10 protein-coding genes and 1 pseudogene are annotated in these 17,246 nt (G+C 70.5%); 7 read left to right on the forward strand and 4 right to left on the reverse strand.

The features are described 5' to 3' along the window. Positions 1–18 precede the first annotated feature (18 nt). Together ACFV0T_RS10775 and ACFV0T_RS10780 are read left to right on the forward strand one after the other, a co-directional pair. Positions 19–1,095 carry a WxL protein peptidoglycan domain-containing protein gene (locus tag ACFV0T_RS10775; protein ID WP_385776721.1) on the forward strand — a complete coding sequence of 359 codons (1,077 nt, stop codon included), beginning with the start codon at positions 19–21 and terminating at the stop codon, positions 1,093–1,095. Between the two features lie 487 nt (positions 1,096–1,582). Beyond that, complete coding sequence (locus ACFV0T_RS10780) at positions 1,583–2,851, forward strand: APC family permease (RefSeq protein WP_385776723.1); 1,269 nt, start codon at positions 1,583–1,585, stop codon at positions 2,849–2,851. Positions 2,852–3,220: 369 nt separating this feature from the next. Here the strand turns inward: ACFV0T_RS10780 and ACFV0T_RS10785 are convergent, their stop codons facing one another. Further along, positions 3,221–4,456 (reverse strand): BtrH N-terminal domain-containing protein, encoded by a 1,236-nt coding sequence (locus ACFV0T_RS10785; protein WP_385776725.1) that lies wholly within the window; start codon positions 4,454–4,456, stop codon positions 3,221–3,223. Between the two features lie 636 nt (positions 4,457–5,092). On the opposite strand from ACFV0T_RS10785, the gene ACFV0T_RS10790 reads away from it, so the two are divergent. Both ACFV0T_RS10790 and ACFV0T_RS10795 read left to right on the forward strand, forming a co-directional pair. Continuing rightward, positions 5,093–7,906, forward strand: a complete 2,814-nt coding sequence (locus tag ACFV0T_RS10790) for a TIGR03767 family metallophosphoesterase (protein WP_385776727.1) — start codon at positions 5,093–5,095, stop codon at positions 7,904–7,906. A 211-nt stretch (positions 7,907–8,117) separates the two neighbouring features. Next, positions 8,118–10,343 carry a TIGR03767 family metallophosphoesterase gene (locus ACFV0T_RS10795; protein WP_385776729.1) on the forward strand — a complete coding sequence of 742 codons (2,226 nt, stop codon included), beginning with the start codon at positions 8,118–8,120 and terminating at the stop codon, positions 10,341–10,343. 331 nt (positions 10,344–10,674) lie between these two features. On the opposite strand, the gene ACFV0T_RS10800 is transcribed toward ACFV0T_RS10795, so the two are convergent. Further along, positions 10,675–12,651, reverse strand: a complete 1,977-nt coding sequence (locus tag ACFV0T_RS10800; RefSeq protein ID WP_385776731.1) for a hypothetical protein — start codon at positions 12,649–12,651, stop codon at positions 10,675–10,677. A 312-nt stretch (positions 12,652–12,963) separates the two neighbouring features. After that, on the reverse strand, positions 12,964–13,743 hold the full coding sequence (locus ACFV0T_RS10805; RefSeq protein WP_385776733.1) for a DUF1963 domain-containing protein: 780 nt from the start codon (positions 13,741–13,743) through the stop codon (positions 12,964–12,966). A gap of 474 nt (positions 13,744–14,217) precedes the next feature. Between ACFV0T_RS10805 and ACFV0T_RS10810 the strand changes: the two genes are divergently transcribed. Both ACFV0T_RS10810 and ACFV0T_RS10815 read left to right on the forward strand, forming a co-directional pair. Continuing rightward, entirely contained in the window at positions 14,218–15,627 is a 1,410-nt protein-coding gene (locus ACFV0T_RS10810; RefSeq protein WP_385776735.1) for a ricin-type beta-trefoil lectin domain protein, read from the forward strand. Positions 15,628–15,774: 147 nt separating this feature from the next. Continuing rightward, positions 15,775–15,955: pseudogene (locus tag ACFV0T_RS10815) on the forward strand (XRE family transcriptional regulator); the annotation flags it as partial. 113 nt (positions 15,956–16,068) lie between these two features. On the opposite strand, the gene ACFV0T_RS10820 reads toward ACFV0T_RS10815, so the two are convergent. Next, positions 16,069–16,608, reverse strand: a complete 540-nt coding sequence (locus tag ACFV0T_RS10820) for a GNAT family N-acetyltransferase (RefSeq protein WP_385776737.1) — start codon at positions 16,606–16,608, stop codon at positions 16,069–16,071. Positions 16,609–16,762: 154 nt separating this feature from the next. On the opposite strand from ACFV0T_RS10820, the gene ACFV0T_RS10825 reads away from it, so the two are divergent. Continuing rightward, positions 16,763–17,146, forward strand: a complete 384-nt coding sequence (locus ACFV0T_RS10825; protein ID WP_385776739.1) for a hypothetical protein — start codon at positions 16,763–16,765, stop codon at positions 17,144–17,146. Positions 17,147–17,246 lie beyond the last annotated feature (100 nt).

Genomic DNA, 17,246 nt, shown 5'->3' on the forward strand with positions numbered 1-17,246 from the left:
TCCGAGAGAGACCCCGAGATGCACGCAGTGGCACCACTTCGCCGCAGCACCAAAGCCGTTGTCCGCACCGTCGTACTCGCCCTGTCCGCGGCCCTGGCGTTCGTCACCGTATCCACCGGACCGGCCCGGGCGGCCGACGGCGACGTCACGTGGACCGTCCGGACGGCCGCGAACGGCTTCGGAGACGACCGGTCGAGCTTCAACTACGGCGTCAACCCCGGCGGTGAGGTCGAGGACGCCATGGTCGTCGCCAATCACGGCACCGCCCCGCTGCGGCTCGCGGTCTACGCCGCCGACGGCTTCACCACCCAGAAGGGACAACTCGACCTCCTCACCCAGGACAAGAAGTCCCGCGGCATCGGCACCTGGGTCCACGCCACCCACGACAGCGTCCTGATCGCCCCGGGCAAGAGCGTCGCAGTACCGTTCACCGTCACCGTCCCGCGCAACGCCACTCCCGGCGACTACGTGGGGGGCATCCTCACCTCGCTCAAGCAGTCCGACGACGTCGAGGGCATCGCGGTCGACCGCCGCCTCGGCATCCGGATCAAGCTGCGGGTCAGCGGAGCCCTGCGGCCGACGCTCGCCGTGGAGGATCTGAGCGTCGGCTACGACGGCACCGCCAACCCGCTCGCCCAGGGCGACGCCACGGTGACCTACACCCTCCACAACACGGGCAACGCCGTGCTCTCGGGTGCCCAGAAGGTCACCCTCACCGGCCCCTTCGGGACGCTGAGCGTCGACGCCGGCCGGGTCGCAGCGCCGCCGGAACTGCTGCCCGGCGAGCAGTGGAAGGTCACGGTCCCGATCCACGACGTCACCCCGGCGGTCCGCCTCACCGCCACCGCGACCGTCACCCCGCTCATCACCGACGCGGCCGGATCCACCACCGCGCTCGCCCCCGTACGCGCCACGGCGCACGGCTGGGCCGTCCCCTGGTCGCTCCTCGTGCTCGTCGTCCTGGTACTGGCCGCGGCCGCCACGGCGTTCGTTCTCGCCCGACGCGGTCGCGCCCGGCGCAGGCAGCGCGAGGACGAGCGGGTACGCGAAGCCGTCGACCAGGCCCTGCGCGAGAAAGTTGCCGACCGGTCCTGACCCGGCAGTCGACCCCGCCCTGCGAGGGACCCCACGGGGCGGGCGGCCTCGGACGGCGCCGTCGAGGCCCGGACGGCACCACCACGCGCAAGGCCCGGGACGACGGCGGCTGCCGCCGGCACCTCGTCGGGAGCCGGCCGCACCGTGCCGGCTGAGACCGCGGCACTCCGGCGGAGCAGGTCGGGTCCGGCGAGGGTGACGTCCGGTGTCTTCCCGCTGTCCCGGCTGACGCCGGCCGTCCCGCCCGCGGGTGGGCGTGGCCTGCCGGAACTGACGTGCCGCCCGCTGTCGCGTCGCGCGGAGCCGCGACGCGACGGGCGGCCCGGTGCAGACTCCCGGTTCCGCTCCGGTCGGCCATGTGCTCCCGGTCGCGACCGACAGCAGGACGGTCCTGCGTCGACTCGACACCAACCTCCTATATCCTGCGCCTATATCGGAGGCCGTCACTGAGCGGCGCCCACTGGGGGACGCCGTCGAGGGGTGATCATTGAGCACGTCAGCGGCGCCCGCCGGCGAGGGTGAGCTGAAGCGGCATCTGGGGGTGTCCGACGCCGTGGTGATCGGGCTGGGCTCGATGATCGGCGCCGGGATCTTCGCCTCGCTGGCACCGGCCGCCGCTGCGGCCCGATCCGGGCTGCTGCTCGGCCTGGGCCTGGCCGCGGTGGTGGCGTACTGCAACGCGACCTCCTCCGCCCGACTGGCCGCCCGCTACCCGCAGTCGGGCGGCTCCTACGTCTACGGCCGCGAGCGGCTCGGCGAGTTCTGGGGCTACCTGGCGGGCTGGGGGTTCGTGGTCGGCAAGACCGCCTCGTGCGCGGCCATGGCTCTGACGGTGGGTTCCTATGTGTGGCCGGGCCAGGCGCACGCGGTCGCGGTCGCGGCGGTGGTGGTGCTGACCGCGGTGAACTACGCCGGAGTGCAGAAGTCAGCGCTGTTGACCCGGGCGGTCGTCACGGTCGTCCTGGCGGTGCTCGCCGCCGTGGTCACCGCCTGCCTCACCTCGGGATCCGTGGTCGCTGCCCGCCTGGACGTGGGCGCGCACACCTCCTTCGGCGGGGTGCTGCAGGCGGCCGGGCTGCTGTTCTTCGCCTTCGCGGGGTACGCGCGCATCGCCACCCTCGGCGAGGAGGTCCGCGATCCGCGGCGAACCATCCCCCGCGCGATCCCGCTCGCGCTGGGCATCGCCCTCGTGGTGTACGCGGCGGTCGCCGTGGCGGTCCTGCTGGTCCTGGGCCCCGACCGGCTCGCCCACACCACCGCCCCGCTGGTCGAGGCGGTCCGCGCCGCGGGCATCCCGGGTCTGGGCCCCGCCGTACGGGCCGGTGCGGCCGTCGCAGCGCTCGGCTCACTCCTCGCGCTGATCCTCGGCGTCTCGCGTACCACCCTGGCGATGGCCCGCGACCGGCACCTGCCGCACGCCCTGGCCGCCGTCCACCCCCGCTTCCATGTGCCGCACCGCGCCGAACTCGCCGTCGGCGCCGTCGTCGCCCTCGTGGCAGCCACTGTCGACGTGCGCGGCGCGATCGGCTTCTCCTCCTTCGGCGTGCTGGCCTATTACGCCATCGCCAACGCCTCCGCCTGGACCCTCACTCCCGACGAGGGCCGACCGGCCCGGATCGTGCCGATCGTCGGCACGGCCGGCTGCCTCGTTCTGGCCTTCGCCCTGCCGCTCGCGTCCGTGCTCGCGGGTGCCGCGGTGATCGCGGCCGGTGCCGCCGCCTACGGGGTCCGCGGGGCGGTCAGCCGCGGCGGCTGACGGGCCGTTCGACGACGAGCCGCGCCGGCCGGCGGCCGGCGGCACCTCGCGGCCGGCTCCGCCACTGCCCACCGGTCCTCGGGTCGGCGAGGTGCTGGTGGACCTGGCGCAGGGCCTCACCGTCGCGGCGGCATGTCGGCCCCGGCACGGATGGCGGCTGCCGGGCGGCCCTGTCCGCAGCGGCGGGCACGGTGCTCCCGGTCGCCGGCCATCATGTGGGTCTCGACGTGTCGCGGTCGTGGGCTGCCCGCACCGTCCTGGCCGGCCTCCTGTTCGCCGTGGCCTTCCCGCAGGCGACGTTTCTACCTCGCAGACGTGCGATGGCAGCGGGACGACCCCTGCCATCGCCGACCTACGGAACGCCGGGGGTCACAGCAGTTCGACGGCTTGTCGTTCGAGTGCTGCGCTGGCGTCGACGATGCCCGCGAGTTCGTCGAACAGGTGCCTACGCTGTTCGGCGTCCGGGGCCCCGTACTCCTCGGCGAGCGCGTTGGCACGCTCCCCGAGGGCTCGGATCTCTTCCCTGGCTTTCTCGCCGCGGGACATGATCAGCTGCATCCGCTGCTCACAGATCTCGGTGTACGCGCCCAGGCCGGACACGGTTTCCAGCGCGAGGGAGGCTACTCGCTCCCAGCCGCGGGCCGACTCGCGGAACAAGGCTGCCGCATCAGGCCGGCCGGCCAGGTCCAGGAAGTCGGCATAGAGCGGCCGCGTCGCACCCGGTGCCGTGTACTCCACCTCCAGACACTCATAGAGCCTGCGCACCCCGTGGAAGAAGGGCACCGGCTCCCCGAAGCGCCGCTCCCACCCAGTCTTCGTCCTTGTGTCACGCAGCTGGGCTGCGAGCTTCTCCATTCCGGAGAATCCGAAGTTGACGTCGAAGTTGTTGCCGAGGACCGGTCCGGTGAGATGCCCGGCGGTGGCGGCGATCGCGCCATCGATATCGGGATCGCCGGTGGCCTGTCCGGTCGGCACGATCATCTGGTGGCGCCCCTTCTTGTAGGCGGACCAGGCGGCGCCGAACTCCTCGGTGCCGATGGCGTGCGGTGCAGCGGACTCGTCGTCGACGTAGAGGGTGTCCCCGTCGTAGCCGGCGATGACGACGGTGTAGGGATCCGCGCCGAATCCCGGCTCCATCCCGTGCCAGGGCAGCCGTGATCTGTCCACGGCGCAGAACACCGGACGGCCCGCGTCCAGGGCCTTGCACAGCTTGACCCACTGAGGCTTTGCGCTGTGCTGGATGTCGTACGGCACGTGCAGCCGGTCCAAGGCCGTCTGGACCCATGGCTCGGGATGGTGCTGGGCGACAATGGTCAGCATGGGCGGCAGGCCTTGGTACTCGAAGACGAAGTACATGAAGCCGATGCCCCCGGCCAGACCGGCGACCAGCGCCTCGTCGTGGACGCTGCCGAGCGCATGCCGGATCAGGGACGCCTCGTGATGCTGGTCGGTGCCGAACTCCGCGTACACCAGTCCAGCGGGAATCACGGGCGTCTGCGCCCTGGCAGTCTCGGCCAGTACATGACGGCGAGCCGTGGAGTACGACTCCCCGGTGCGCGCCATCCGCTCACGCACCAGCTTCTTGAACCCTCGCTGCGCTGTCATTGTCGGTCCTCTCGGGGTGGCCGGCACGAGCCCTCACGCAGACCGTCACCGTCACCCGGAAAGGAAGACAACGAAGGAAGTCACACCTACGACGACAAGAAGATCACCTTTGCCCCTGCGGCGCCGGGTGGCGTGAGCACCTGGTCTAGGGGTCGGGCGTGCAGGAAACGCCGCTAGCAGGCTATCCCCGCGGCTGCCGAGGGGACAAGCTCCCCGTCTCGCACTCGCCGTCCGCTCCACCGTAGTCACGCCGCCGCGCTCCCCCCGGAACCCGTCCCAGAGCCGACCCAGAGGGCGCCGTAGCCAGCCCCACGACAGTCCCAGCAAGTGGGTAACCGCTACAGAACGTCACTCACCCGGGACTGCGGTTACGCTCCGTCCCCAAGTGGCGGCTTTCGCGCGCATCTCCTCCGTCCCCCGACAACAGCGGGACGCAGGTGCCGGAGCCGACCTCTCCCACGGCGTGGCCCGGGCAGAACGAATCGGACTGCGGGGCGTGCCTGACCAGGCTGATGGCGTACGACCCCGTGGAACGCGGCGGAACGCGATGGAACGCCGGAAGAGGAGACGGGTTCGACCTCTCCTGGGAGACATGGCGTGGGTATCTCGCGAAGAAGGCTACTGACGACGACTGGCGTGGGTGTGGTGGCGGCGGCCATCGACGCCGGCGGTTTCCGCACCGCCGCCGAAGCCGCGACGTCGATGGGCTACGGCAGGACGGCCGCTGTCTCCACATCGGACGTGCCGGTGGTCACCACGTGGGACCAGACGGTGCAGCGGGCGAGCTACGCCCAGGGCGCGGGCTATCAGCGGCTCGTCGCCGGGCCGGGGGAGCCCCACACCATCCGCACCGACCTCTGGTCCCGTTTCGGTCCTCCGACGATGGCCCTGGCGGCCTTCGCCCAGATGACCGACCTGCACATCGTCGACGACCAGTCGCCGGCCCGCCTCGAGTTCATGGACCGTTACGCCGACGCCGGCGCCCCGCACTACGCCTCGTATCCCACCGAGTCGGCCTACCGCGGACACGAGTTCCTCTCGACCCAGGTCGTCGACGCGATGTGCCAGGCCATCGCCGGGATCGGCAAGGGCCCGCGGAGCAAGAAGCCGCTGCAGTTCACCATCGTCACCGGTGACGCGATCGACAACTGCCAGCACAACGAGAACCGCTGGTACATCGACCTGCTCGACGGAGGCCAGACCATCGTCCCGGACTCCGGCCAGATCGGCCTGGACCAGAGCTTCTCCAGCGGCGCCCTGACCAGCGGCGGCAGTGCGGACAACCACTACTACTACCCGTCGGTGCCCCCTCAGCAGGTACCGGGCAACCAGTACACCGGCACCTCCGGCCTCGGATTCCCCTATGTTCCGGGACTGTTGGACGCGAGTGGCGTGGTGGGTGCGGCCCGCCGGCCGTTCGTCTCCCACGGTCTGGGCATGCCCTGGTACGCGGCGTACGGCAACCACGACGGCCTGTGGCAGGGCAACGAGCCCATCGACAACAACCTGGTCGACGTCCAGGGCATGACGGTCGGCACGTCCAAGACCACCGGCACCTCCGCCGACCTGCCGGACAACTACAGCGACCTGGGCACCTTCGGCAAACTGATGGTCGCCTGGGACCTTGATGGGACCCGGGTCGTCCCGGACCCCAACCGACGGCTGCTCTCACGCAAGGCGTTCATCCAGGACCACTTCAACACCGCCGGCCTGCCGGTCGGCCACGGTTTCCAGGGCGTCGGCATCAACAAGGCCTACTACGCGATTCCCTCCGGCTCCAGCGACGTGATCCGCTACATCACCCTCGACTCCACCAACACCAACACCGACGGATTCGGCTCCGGCGCCGCGGGCGGGTCGATCGACACCGACCAGCTCGACTGGCTTGAACAGCAGCTCAGGGTCAACAGCTCCCGCTACATCGACACCAACAACCGCATCGTCACGCGGAGCGGTGTGCAGGACAAGATGTACGTCCTCTTCTGCCACCACACGCTCAACACCATGGACAACCTCGACGACGGCATCTTCGGGGGCATCTTCGGGGACCGGCACACCGGCGACGAACTCAAGGCGCTGCTGCTGCGCTACCCCAACGTGATCGCCATGGTCAACGGACACACCCACGCCAACAAGATCGTCCCCCATCCGACGCCGTCCAACAGCCCGATCCGCGGCGGCTTCTGGGAGATCTCCACGGCCTCGCACATCGACTGGCCGATCCAGAGCCGCATCATCGAGATCATGGCGAGCCCCGACGCGCAGAACGCGGGCGAGTTCGGCTCCGCCGCCGGGCCCGCCACCCTCTCGATCTTCACCACCATGGTGGACCCCGCCGCGCCCCTCTCTTTCGGAGGTGACACCAGCACCCCCGCGCAACTGGCCTCCCTGGCCCGGGAACTGGCCACCAACGACCCGCAGGAGGTGAGCCGCGGCATCAGCAACCGCATGGGCGTCAACGGGGACCGCAACGCGCAGCTGCTCCTGCCCGCGCCCTTCCCGCTGCACGCTCCGCACCCGCTCGGCTCCCCGATCGCCGCGGCCCGCAACAAGGACGGGCGGCTGGAGCTGTTCGGCACCGACGCGCAGGGCAACCTGTGGAACACCAGCCAGCAGACCGTCGGCGGCGGCCTCCAGCCGTGGACGAAGCTCGCAGCCGGGCCGGGGTGGCAGTCCGTCACCGCCAGCAGCCACCAGGACGGCCGGGTCGAGGTGTTCGCCGTGGACCAGAACGGCTTCGTGACCCGCCGCGCGCAGACCAGCGCGGGCAGCGGCACCTACACGGCGCCCCAGCAGTTCGACAGCGGCTTCACCTCCGCGACCGCGGTCCAGGACCAGTGGGGCGGCATGCAGGTCTACGCCACCCGTAGCGACAACGGCATCCGCCACCGCTGGCAGGACTTCCTGAACGACGACACCGCCTCCAACGGCTGGTTCACCCCCTGGACCCAGCTCGGCGGCACCGCGATCCAGCTCGCCGTCGAGACCGGATCCGACGGGCGCGCCGTACTGGTCGCCATCAAGGAGGACGGCCTGCTCATCCAGCGCAAGATGAACGTCGCCAACGCGCAGACGGAGTACGAGTGGGGCGGGGTACTGCCGGTCGACGGCATCCTCGACTCCATCGACATGGCCCGGAACCTCGACGGACGCCTGGCGATCTTCGGCACCAACCCCGATGGGATGCTCTGGCGCCGCTTCGAGACCGCCCCCGCCGCCGGCACGTGGCAGTCCTGGGCCCAGATACCGACGCAGTTCGGCACCACCACGCTGAGGATGCGCCACGTCTCCGCCGAGCGGAACGGGGCCGGAAAGATCGAACTGTTCGCCGTCGACGACACGGGCACGCTCTACCACTGCACGCAGACCGGCCCCAGCAGCACCACCTGGTCTCCCTGGGAGTCGTACCAGATCCAGCTGCGCTCCACGCACACCGGCACCGGGCTGTGACGGGCACGGCAACCCACGATCCGTCCCGCTCCCGCGCCTGAACGCAGGTGCCGGCCCGCCGCTCAGCGGTGGCGCCGGCACCTGCGCGGATTTCCGCCTCCCCTCGACCGTCCTCTCACGTGCCCCACGCGACTCCACCGCGGTCGACGGGGTGCGGAACGGGCGAACGACGACTTCGCAGCATGTCACGCCCCACACCGAAGGAATCGACATGGCAATCTCCCGTCGCCGGATCCTGACCGCTGCCTCAGTGGCCGTGGTGGCCGCCGCCATCGACGTCGGCGGTCTGCGCGCCGTCGCCACTGCCGCGGCGGCGCCGCCGCTGGGCACCGGTGCCGCACTCGGGCCGACCACTCTGGACCAGACCGTGCAGATCGGCCCCGACCTGGGCCTGGGATACCACGGGGTGGTCACCGGCCCCGGCGAACCGCACATCATCCGCAACGACTTCGTCTCCGCCACCGCACCGCAGGTCAACCGATCGCTGATCGCCTTCGCCCAGATGTCCGACCTGCACATCGTCGACGACCAGTCACCGCTGCGCGTCGAGTGCCTCGACCGGCTCGCGGACTACGGACCTCCGCACTACAACTCGTACCCGACCGAATCGGCCTACCGCGCCCACGAATTCCTCTCGACCCAGGCGACCGACGCGATGTGCCGGGCCGTCCGGCAGGTCGTCCGCAGCCCGCGGACCGGAACGCCGCTGGCCTTCACGGTCGTCACGGGCGACGCGGTCGACAACTGCCAGTACAACGAGTCGCGGTGGTACATCGACCTGCTCGACGGCAGCACGGTGCACCCGGACTCCGGTGACCTCGGCAAGGACGAGAGTGTGGGGAGCGGCCAGTTCGGGACGGAGACCCACTACTGGCATCCCGAGGCGCGGCAGACTCCGCCCGACAACCACGGCCTGCACGGCTTTCCCGTGGTGAGCGGTCTGCTGAACGCCGCACGCAGACCGTTCACGGCGACCGGACTGGGCATGCCCTGGTATGCCGCCTACGGCAACCACGACGCCCTCGTCCAGGGCAACGTCCCGATCGACGTCCTCCCCTTCGACCCGCTCAAGAGCATCGCCACCGGCTCCACCAAACTGACGGAGATCGAGGGAGTCCCGGACGTCTTCGACAACTCCGCCGCGTACTACCTGGACCTGCTGAAGGACGTCCTGACAGGCGAGTTCACCCTCCAGACGGCCCACGTGACGGCAGACCCGTCCCGGCGGCTGCTCGGGCGCAGCGATTTCATCGCCGAGCACTTCAACACCACCGGCACTCCCCGCGGGCACGGTTTCACCTCCGGCAGCGACAAGGGCTACTACGCGATTCCCTCGGGGCCGAACGACATGCTCCGGTTCCTGGTGCTGGACACCACCAACACCAGCGGCGGGGCCGACGGCGCCATCGACAAGGACCAGTGGAACTGGCTGAACGCCCAGCTCAAGGCCAGCAGCTCACGCTACGAACTCGACGACTCCGACGGCACCCGGGCCAGGACCGTCGTCAACCAGCCCGGTGTGACCGACAAACTCATCGTCATCTGCAGTCATCACACGCTCGACTCCATGGACAACACCGACAGCGGATCACCGTACGGCGGCACGGAACTCCGCAACCTGCTGCTGCGCTTCCCGAACGTCATCCTGATGGTGGACGGGCACACCCACACCAACAACGTCTCGGCCCACAGGACTTCCTGGCCGTCCACCATCGGCAACGGCTTCTGGGAGGTGAACACGGCGTCGCACATCGACTGGCCCGTCCAGAGCCGGATCTTCGAGATCGCCGAAGGCGGAGGCATCCTGTCCATCTTCACCACCATGGTCGACTCCGACGCGCCGCTGTCGTGCAACGGGGACACCAGCACCCCCGCCGCACTCGCCGCGCTGGGACGCGAGCTGGCCGCCAACGACCTCCAGGCGGTGGCGGCCGGCATCGGCAAGCGCCGTGGAGCCGTCGACGCCCGCAACACACAGCTGCTCCTTCCCGCTCCCTTCGCCCTGCCCGCGGGCAGCGGCACGCCGTTGCCGAGCGCGGCCTGGCCGGTGATCCAGCAGGGGGCGAGCGGTGAGCGGGTCAGGACCACGCAGTACCTGCTCAACGCCCGCGGTGCGGCGCTGAGCGTGGACGGCTCCTTCGGGGCGGCCACGGTCAGCGCGGTGCGGTCCTTCCAGACCGGCCGAGGTCTGACCGCCGACGGGATCGTCGGAGCCGCGACGTGGCGGGCGCTCGCCCTCACCGTGCAGCAGGGGAGCAGCGGGCCCGCGGTGACGGCGTTGCAACGCCAGCTCAACGCCCATGGGGCGGCGCTGAGCGTGGACGGCTCCTTCGGGGCGGCCACGGTCAGCGCGGTGCGGTCCTTCCAGTCCGCCCGCAGTCTGCCGGCCGACGGGGTCGTCGCCTCCACGACCTGGCAGACGCTGACCGCGCTGTGACGCGGACCGTCCACGGGAGTGCCGACCGGCGAGTGCCGACCCGCTGGCGCGGCGGCGTGCGAACACGGCACCGCGCGGACGGCTGAGCAGGAGCGGTGCGGTGCCGCCGACGGGCCCGACGGGTTTTTCACCTGGGACAGGGCCGGTCGGCGGCCCGCACGACATGGCAGAGCCGGCCCCTCCGTACACGTGCGGGAAGGCGTCGGACGTACGTCACGCAGGTCGTCGCAGTGCCTTTCCGGCTGTAGCCGGGCGGGCGGCCCGGCCCGTCGATCCGTCGAAGCGCCGGCCCGGCCCTTCGAGCCGGGGCTGACGCGCGGCCGGGCACAGGTCAGGCGGGCCAGTACGAGCACCGCACACCGGTGTGCACCGCGTGCTGCAGGTGTTCACCGATCACCGGGTCGGCTGCCGTGATCCGGTCCACTGCCCGGCGGATGGCCTTGCTCACCGCGACCCGGGAGCGTTCCTTGCCCTCGGGGAAGCGGCGGACACGCCCGCTCAGGCCAGTGGCACCCGCCAACTGGTTCATCAGCCAGTCGTGTTCGGCCTGCGCGGCGGCGGCGCGCTCATGGTCGTCGGCCGCTTCGAACTCGTCCAGTTCGGTGCGCAGCCGGGCCAGACGGTTGCGGTACTCCTGCGTCGCCACCCGGTCCAGCGCCGGCTGCCGGGACAGGGCCGTGTGCTCGGCGGCCTCGTGGAGCGCGGTCAGCCCGGCCACGAGGTCGACGGCCTGGATCTCCTGGCGCGGGTTGGCGATCAGCACCACCAGGTGGAGCATCCCCACGCTGTGCTCCACCAGGACGCTGCGCCCGCCGAACCCGATCCGCCACTTGCGGCCCAGCCGGGTGCAGAACGCCGCGGGCTGCCCCTGCCCGTCCCCGGCCCGCTCATCCGCTCCGCCCGCCGCGTCGGTCTCCGGTGGGGGCGCCGCGGCCTCCTTGGCCGCCATGGCCATCTCCTGCCGGACGGCGTCGGCCTCGGCCGGCCGGCCGGCGCGTACGAGGGCCACCGCGAGCCGGTCCCAGGAGGCCATGACCGCGGGCCAGTGCGCCAGGGCGAGGTTCTGCCGTACCGCGTCCCGCAGATGGGTCACGGCCCGGTCGACGTCTCCCATGGTCAATGCGGCGACCCCCAGCGCGTGCTGGGCCGAGCCGAAGCAGGCGACGGCGAGACTGCCCACGATCGGCAGATGACCGTACGGGCTGAGCAGTTCGTGGACGCGCGCCGCCGTCGCGGCGTCGTCGAGGAGATAGGCAGCCTCCGCGACACCGTGCATCGTCACCATCCAACTGCTCGACCGAGGCAGGTCGCCGAGGTCGTGGCCGCACAATATGGCCAGTGCGCTGACGGCCTTCCGCCGGTCCCCGGCCGTCACCGCGGCCACCGCCAGCGCCGCCAGGGCGTGGTCGTCCACGGCGCTCAGCGTAGGGGAGTTGACCACTTCGCTCAGCAGCGGAACGAGCTCGACCACTCGGCCTTGGTACCAGCGGATGGTCACCAGTTGCGCGGCCCGCCACACCGTGGCGTTGACGTCACCGGCGGCGATCCCGCGCTCGGTGCAGGCCCTGGCCAGGGTTTCGGCCTCGTCGAGACGGCCGGCGCGGACGGCGAGCATGACGTCCATCGCGCTCACGACGAAACCCACCGCGAGATGGTCCTGCTCGGCCAGCAGGCCGCGCAGCTCCGACAGGCAGCGTTCCGCGTGAGGATCGCCGTCCAGGAACATGTCGACCGTCTGCCACAGCAGGCCCATCAGCAGGTCGCTGCGGCGGGAGGTTCGGAAACTCTCGGCGACCAGATCGGCGGCCAGTTCCCGGCGCAGCGCGCCGTGCTCCGGGCCGATCAGGCAATGATGGGCCAGACTCAAAGCCTCCGCTCGCGCCATCGGGTTCTGCTGCGCCCTGGCCTGCGCGAGCAACGCGAGTACCGCCGTGTTGTCGCTGTTGCGGTAGTCGCTCTCCCCGGCCAGCCGGATGCGCAGCCGCAGCGCCAGGGAGGACTGAGGGTCCAGCAGCTCCAGCGCCCGGCGTATCTGTGACTCCAGGAGAACCGAGCCGGCGACCGTGCGGTGCTCGTGCACGCACAGGCCGCCGAAGCCGAGGGCGGCCACCGCCATCGCCCGTTCCTCGCCCGACGACTCGGCGATCCGGTAGGCGCGTGCGAAACGGTCCCGGCCGGTACGCAGATCCCCGTCCTCGACGACGGCACGGGTGCCCTCGTCGAGCAGGATCTGAAGTTCACCGGAGCGACGGGCACCCGCCCCGGCCGGACCGGGCGCGTCCCGAACGGGCGCATCCACATCGTTCACGGCTGTTCTTCTCTCCTGGGTGCACTCGACAACGCCAGGTGAAGCCGGCCGGACCGCCGCGTCGGTCGTGATCGGTGGCCTTGCCACAGGCGGGGGACGGCCAGTGATCCTATCGCAGAGGCCGCGGCGGGGGAACTGCCGCACGCTGTACGGCAGCTGGACACGGGCCCGGCTGGAACGCCACCGTCCGCCGGGTCCATCAGCACGCCGCCGGGGCGGCGAAGAGGGGGAGCGACAGGGGTCCCGCGGCTGGGGCTCGGCAGGCCGGGCGACGCGCGCACGGCGGCGAGCCGGAGTCGACGAGGGCCTGGCTCAGCACTGTTGCTCGTACCGGAGGCCGACGTACCGTCGGGCGGCGATGTCCTCCCGTGTGCCCACGATCAGGTTCATGGTGAATACGTCGTAGTCGATCGCCTGCCCCGCCATCTGCGCGAAGAGCACGAGATCGCCCCCGTCCGGTGCCATGTCCCACGGGTCGGAGAACCCGCCGATCTGCACGCAGACGCCGGGGCGATGCCCGCCGGCGGCCGCGTCGAGGACGGCTTCCTCGAAGCTGTCCAGTGCCTCCTCGTCCCCGTCGCCGTCCAAGAACGCGCGTGTCTGCGGGGCCTCTTGCCAGTCGCTGTCGAGGGTAAGTCCGGCCACGGGATACAGGGTGCGCGGCTCGTAGACCCTGATCCGCATGGCCTCACCGTCGGAGTCGTACGTCGCGGCACGCTCCGTGGTGCGTGCACCGGCAGGGATGTGGAGCACCACGGACGACTCCGGCGGGTATTCGATCTCGGTGAAGACCAACAGGTGCCCGTCGGCGGGCAGTTCGATACCCAGGTCGTCGTGCGGCAGGGCCGCGCAGTCGACGCTCAGCACGAGCGGCTCTCTGCCTTCCGGCCAGTCCATCCCGTCCGGCAGCGCGGGGAGCCCGCCCGTACGCGCGGCGGCACGGGCGTTTCTCCGCTGGGACGGAGGCACTTGTTCGTACGGCACCAGATAGAGGCATGGCCGGGAGCGGGCCATCAACTCCTGGGCGACGGGGCCGGGAACGCCGTACTTGGCGGCCGTCTCGTGAACGAACCGCTCGTCGATCGCTGTCATGCCCGCGATCGTGCCATGGGCCACTGACATGTCGCGGAGCGAACGCGCCTCAAGCCGGCCGCACCCGACCGGGATCGCCATGAAGCCTGACCGGAGCGGAAGTGTCCAGGTCGTGGGTGGTGGAGAGGCTGGGCGGTGAGGCGCGTATGCGCTACGGGGCATGGCGGCCTCGCAGCCATGCGCTGCGCGACCGCCCGGATTGAACTCCCGTACACAACACGCCGTCAAGCCGGCATGCGAGCGCTCGTCGCGCCAATTTCTGAACAGGGCCTGCATGCGGTGGAAGGCGATCCGAGCGGTGTTCATCAGGGTGAACGGGCAAAACGTGCACGGTGAAGTCGACAGGAACGTTTCCTGTCAGTTCTCTTGCGAGGCGCCGCCTTCACTAGTTCACTGCACTTCTGCTCACTGAACTGCTGCATCACCGCAAGTGCTCGGCCGCCCCCCCGTATCCGGCCAACTGACGGAGCGTTCATGCGCATCAGACACAGCCTCGCCCCCGCAGCCGTCCTCGCGTCCATGGCATTGCTGGGCGCAGCTCCCCAAGCCTTCGCCGCCGCCAACCCCGGCCCCGGCTTCCCCGCCCACTACTCCGCGCCCTACATCGAGATGTGGAACTCCCCGTCCGCGATGGCGAACGCCGTCAGCGCCACGGGCAACAAGTACTACACGCTCGCGTTCGTCATCAGCGACGGGAGCTGTAACGCCACGCTCAACGGTGACACTCCGATCACCGACGCGGGCTGGACGAACGCGATCAACAGCCTGCGTGCCCAGGGCGGCGACGTCATCGCCTCCTTCGGCGGAGCCTCGGGCACCGAACTCGGCCAGGCGTGCACCTCGGTGGCGGCCCTGGAGACGCAGTACAAGCGGGTCATCGACACGCTGAACCTGACACGCCTCGACTTCGACATCGAAGGCGCGCCCATCAGGGACACCGCGTCGATCGACCGGCGCAACCAGGCGCTCGCCCACATCCAGTCGACGTACGCGGCCGCGGGAAAGAAGATCGACGTCAACTACACGCTGGCGACGGATCCCAACGGCCTCGACGGCGACAACCTGGCGCTGATCAACAACGCCAAGTCCCGCGGCGTCACCGTCAATCTCGTCAACATCATGACGATGGACTACTACCAGAACGTGGCGGACATGGGTGCCGCCGCCATCAGCGCGGCCAACGGCCTGCACAACCAACTCGCGCAGATCTACCCGACCAAGACCTCCGCCGAACTGTGGGCCATGGAGGGCAACACCCCCATGATCGGTGTGAACGACTCGATCAACGAGAAGTTCACCACCGCCAACGCCACCGCCCTCGCCAACTTCGCCAAGGCCAACGGCATCCAGGAGCTCGCGTTCTGGGCCCTCGGCCGGGACAAGGCGTGTGCCACCAACGGCGGCCTCTCCGACACCTGCAGCGGTGTCTCGCAGAGCTCGTACCAGTTCACCAACACGTTCAACACCATCACCGGCGGTGGTGGCGGCACCAACCCGACCGGGCCGGTCGTCGGCCCCGGCGGCCTCTGCCTGGACGACCGTGCGGCGTCGACCGCGAACGGCAACCCGGTCCAGGTGTACACGTGCAACGGCTCAAGCGCCCAGCAGTGGACCGTCAACAAGGCGAACAACACGCTCCAGGTCCTCGGCAAGTGCCTCGACATCAAGGCGGCCGGCACCGCCAACGGCACGAAGGTGCAGATCTACGACTGCAACGGCACCGGCGCCCAGGTCTGGGTACCCCAGACCAATGGCAGCCTGCTGAACCCGCAGTCCGGCAAGTGCCTCGACGACACGGACCATTCCACGACCCCGGGTACACAGGCCCAGATCTGGTCCTGCACGGGCAGCGCCAACCAGAAGTGGACCCTGCCCACGGTGTGACCGCGGGCAGGCCCCGGAGCCCGCGGGTCTCAGCCCCCCGGGGCTGACAAGCCGTTGTCTTTCCGATCACCCGGTCGTACTCGATCGAACAGGGTCCTGGACCGGGTGAGTCGGCGGCCGTGCGCACGCAGGAAGGAAGGGCGCGCCTTGGGCAGCTCGCTCGGCATCTTCCGGCAGGGAGCCGTCCATGGCGTGGCACAGGGCCGCACCGTCACTCACCGGGCGCGCGAGCAGGCGCAGGACCCCCTCTTGTGCGCCGACCCCCGCCGCCTACCGGCCGGTGTGGATGCTCGCCTTCGACGACCAGGCCGAGCCGGACTTGTTGGCCCCATGCGAGGAAGTCGGCGGGATCAGAGGTGATGTCCGGCATGCGCGCGGGCGAGTCGCGGTTGCGGGCCGCTCGCGCGTGTGGATGTACTCCCCTACGCTTCCGTCACGAACTCAACTGGAAGGCATGACCGGGGACCACATGCCGAGCCACTGCTCGGCCCCCCATGCCTCGAACCGCTCCACCTCGGTGAACCCCAGCTTCGCCGCGAGGCGCATCGAGCCGACGTTGGCGGTCTGCGTGGTGAGCACCACCGGCTCGCCGGGAAGGGCACCGCCGAACCAGCCGAGGGCCGCCGCGCACGCCTCGGCGGCGTACCCGAATCCCCACGCCCGCGGCAGGAACAGGTAGCCGAGATCGGCCTTCCCCTCGGCGGCCGGGCGACGGTGCCCGGTTGCCCTCCTGAGCAGGATCTGGCCGATCATCGCCCCGTCGAGATCGACGACGAAACTCCCGGGCCACCGCTCGGGCACCTCAGGCGTCTCGCGCTCGAGCTCGTCACGCCGGCGGGGACCGCCGAGGTAGGCGTTCACCTCCGGCGAGGCGAGCAGCTCCATGAACGCCGCACGGTCCCGCGCCTCGGACTCACGGAGCACAAGCCGATCGGTCCTGATCGGCTCAGGGGGCCAAGCCACGAGTCCCAGATCTTCCATCCGCGCACGCTAACAGATGGTCACACCAACCGAACGGGGCACGCAGCTTCCCCGCCCGCGGGGGCGGCCCCGCACTCGACCCATCGCGGGCCTGGCCGACAAGGCGCGTTCCTCACGCACCATTCGCGAACACCTGCGCGAAGGCCGCATCCGGGTGGTCATCCCGATCCCAGCGGACCCACGCGGCCGCCGACCTCGCAAGGGAAGCCGCGACGGCAGGCCACCGTCCTTCGACCGCGACGCCTATGAACAGCGGAACACCGTCGAACGCTGCACCGACAACCTCTTCCTCGAGGGACCCGCCCACCGGCTCCAGGAGGACCTCGCCGAGTGCGGCGGCACCGACCTGGGGTGGGCGCCGACGGTCGGCGGACACCCCGTGGATCTGCTGTTCACCTCGTCCGGGGAGAACGCGGCGGTTCTGATCAACCCCGGGCCGCCGCCCGGTGGCGACCCGGCACGGAAGCTGCGGCTGGTTCACGTGCGGGGTGACCTCCTGAACGGGCTGCCGTCCGGGGGCTACGGGTCGAAGGCATAGCCGGTGGGCTGGACGGTGCGGGTTCCGGCATGGCGGATCCTGGCGGGCGAGCAGGCGTTGGCACCCCTGCCCGAATGAACGGCGCGCGAATATCGAGCAG

It is taken from the genome of Streptomyces sp. NPDC059582, assembly GCF_042735715.1.
Lineage (GTDB): Bacteria > Actinomycetota > Actinomycetes > Streptomycetales > Streptomycetaceae > Streptomyces.

Bases quoted from the DNA above. Each gene is read 5' to 3' on its own strand.
- ACFV0T_RS10810 (WP_385776735.1), top strand. From the start codon at position 14,218: ATGCGCATCAGACACAGCCTCGCCCCCGCAGCCGTCCTCGCGTCCATG.
- ACFV0T_RS10775 (WP_385776721.1), top strand. From the start codon at position 19: ATGCACGCAGTGGCACCACTTCGCCGCAGCACCAAAGCCGTTGTCCGC.
- ACFV0T_RS10785 (WP_385776725.1), bottom strand. From the start codon at position 4,456: ATGACAGCGCAGCGAGGGTTCAAGAAGCTGGTGCGTGAGCGGATGGCG.
- ACFV0T_RS10805 (WP_385776733.1), bottom strand. From the start codon at position 13,743: ATGACAGCGATCGACGAGCGGTTCGTTCACGAGACGGCCGCCAAGTAC.
- ACFV0T_RS10795 (WP_385776729.1), top strand. From the start codon at position 8,118: ATGGCAATCTCCCGTCGCCGGATCCTGACCGCTGCCTCAGTGGCCGTG.
- ACFV0T_RS10820 (WP_385776737.1), bottom strand. From the start codon at position 16,608: ATGGAAGATCTGGGACTCGTGGCTTGGCCCCCTGAGCCGATCAGGACC.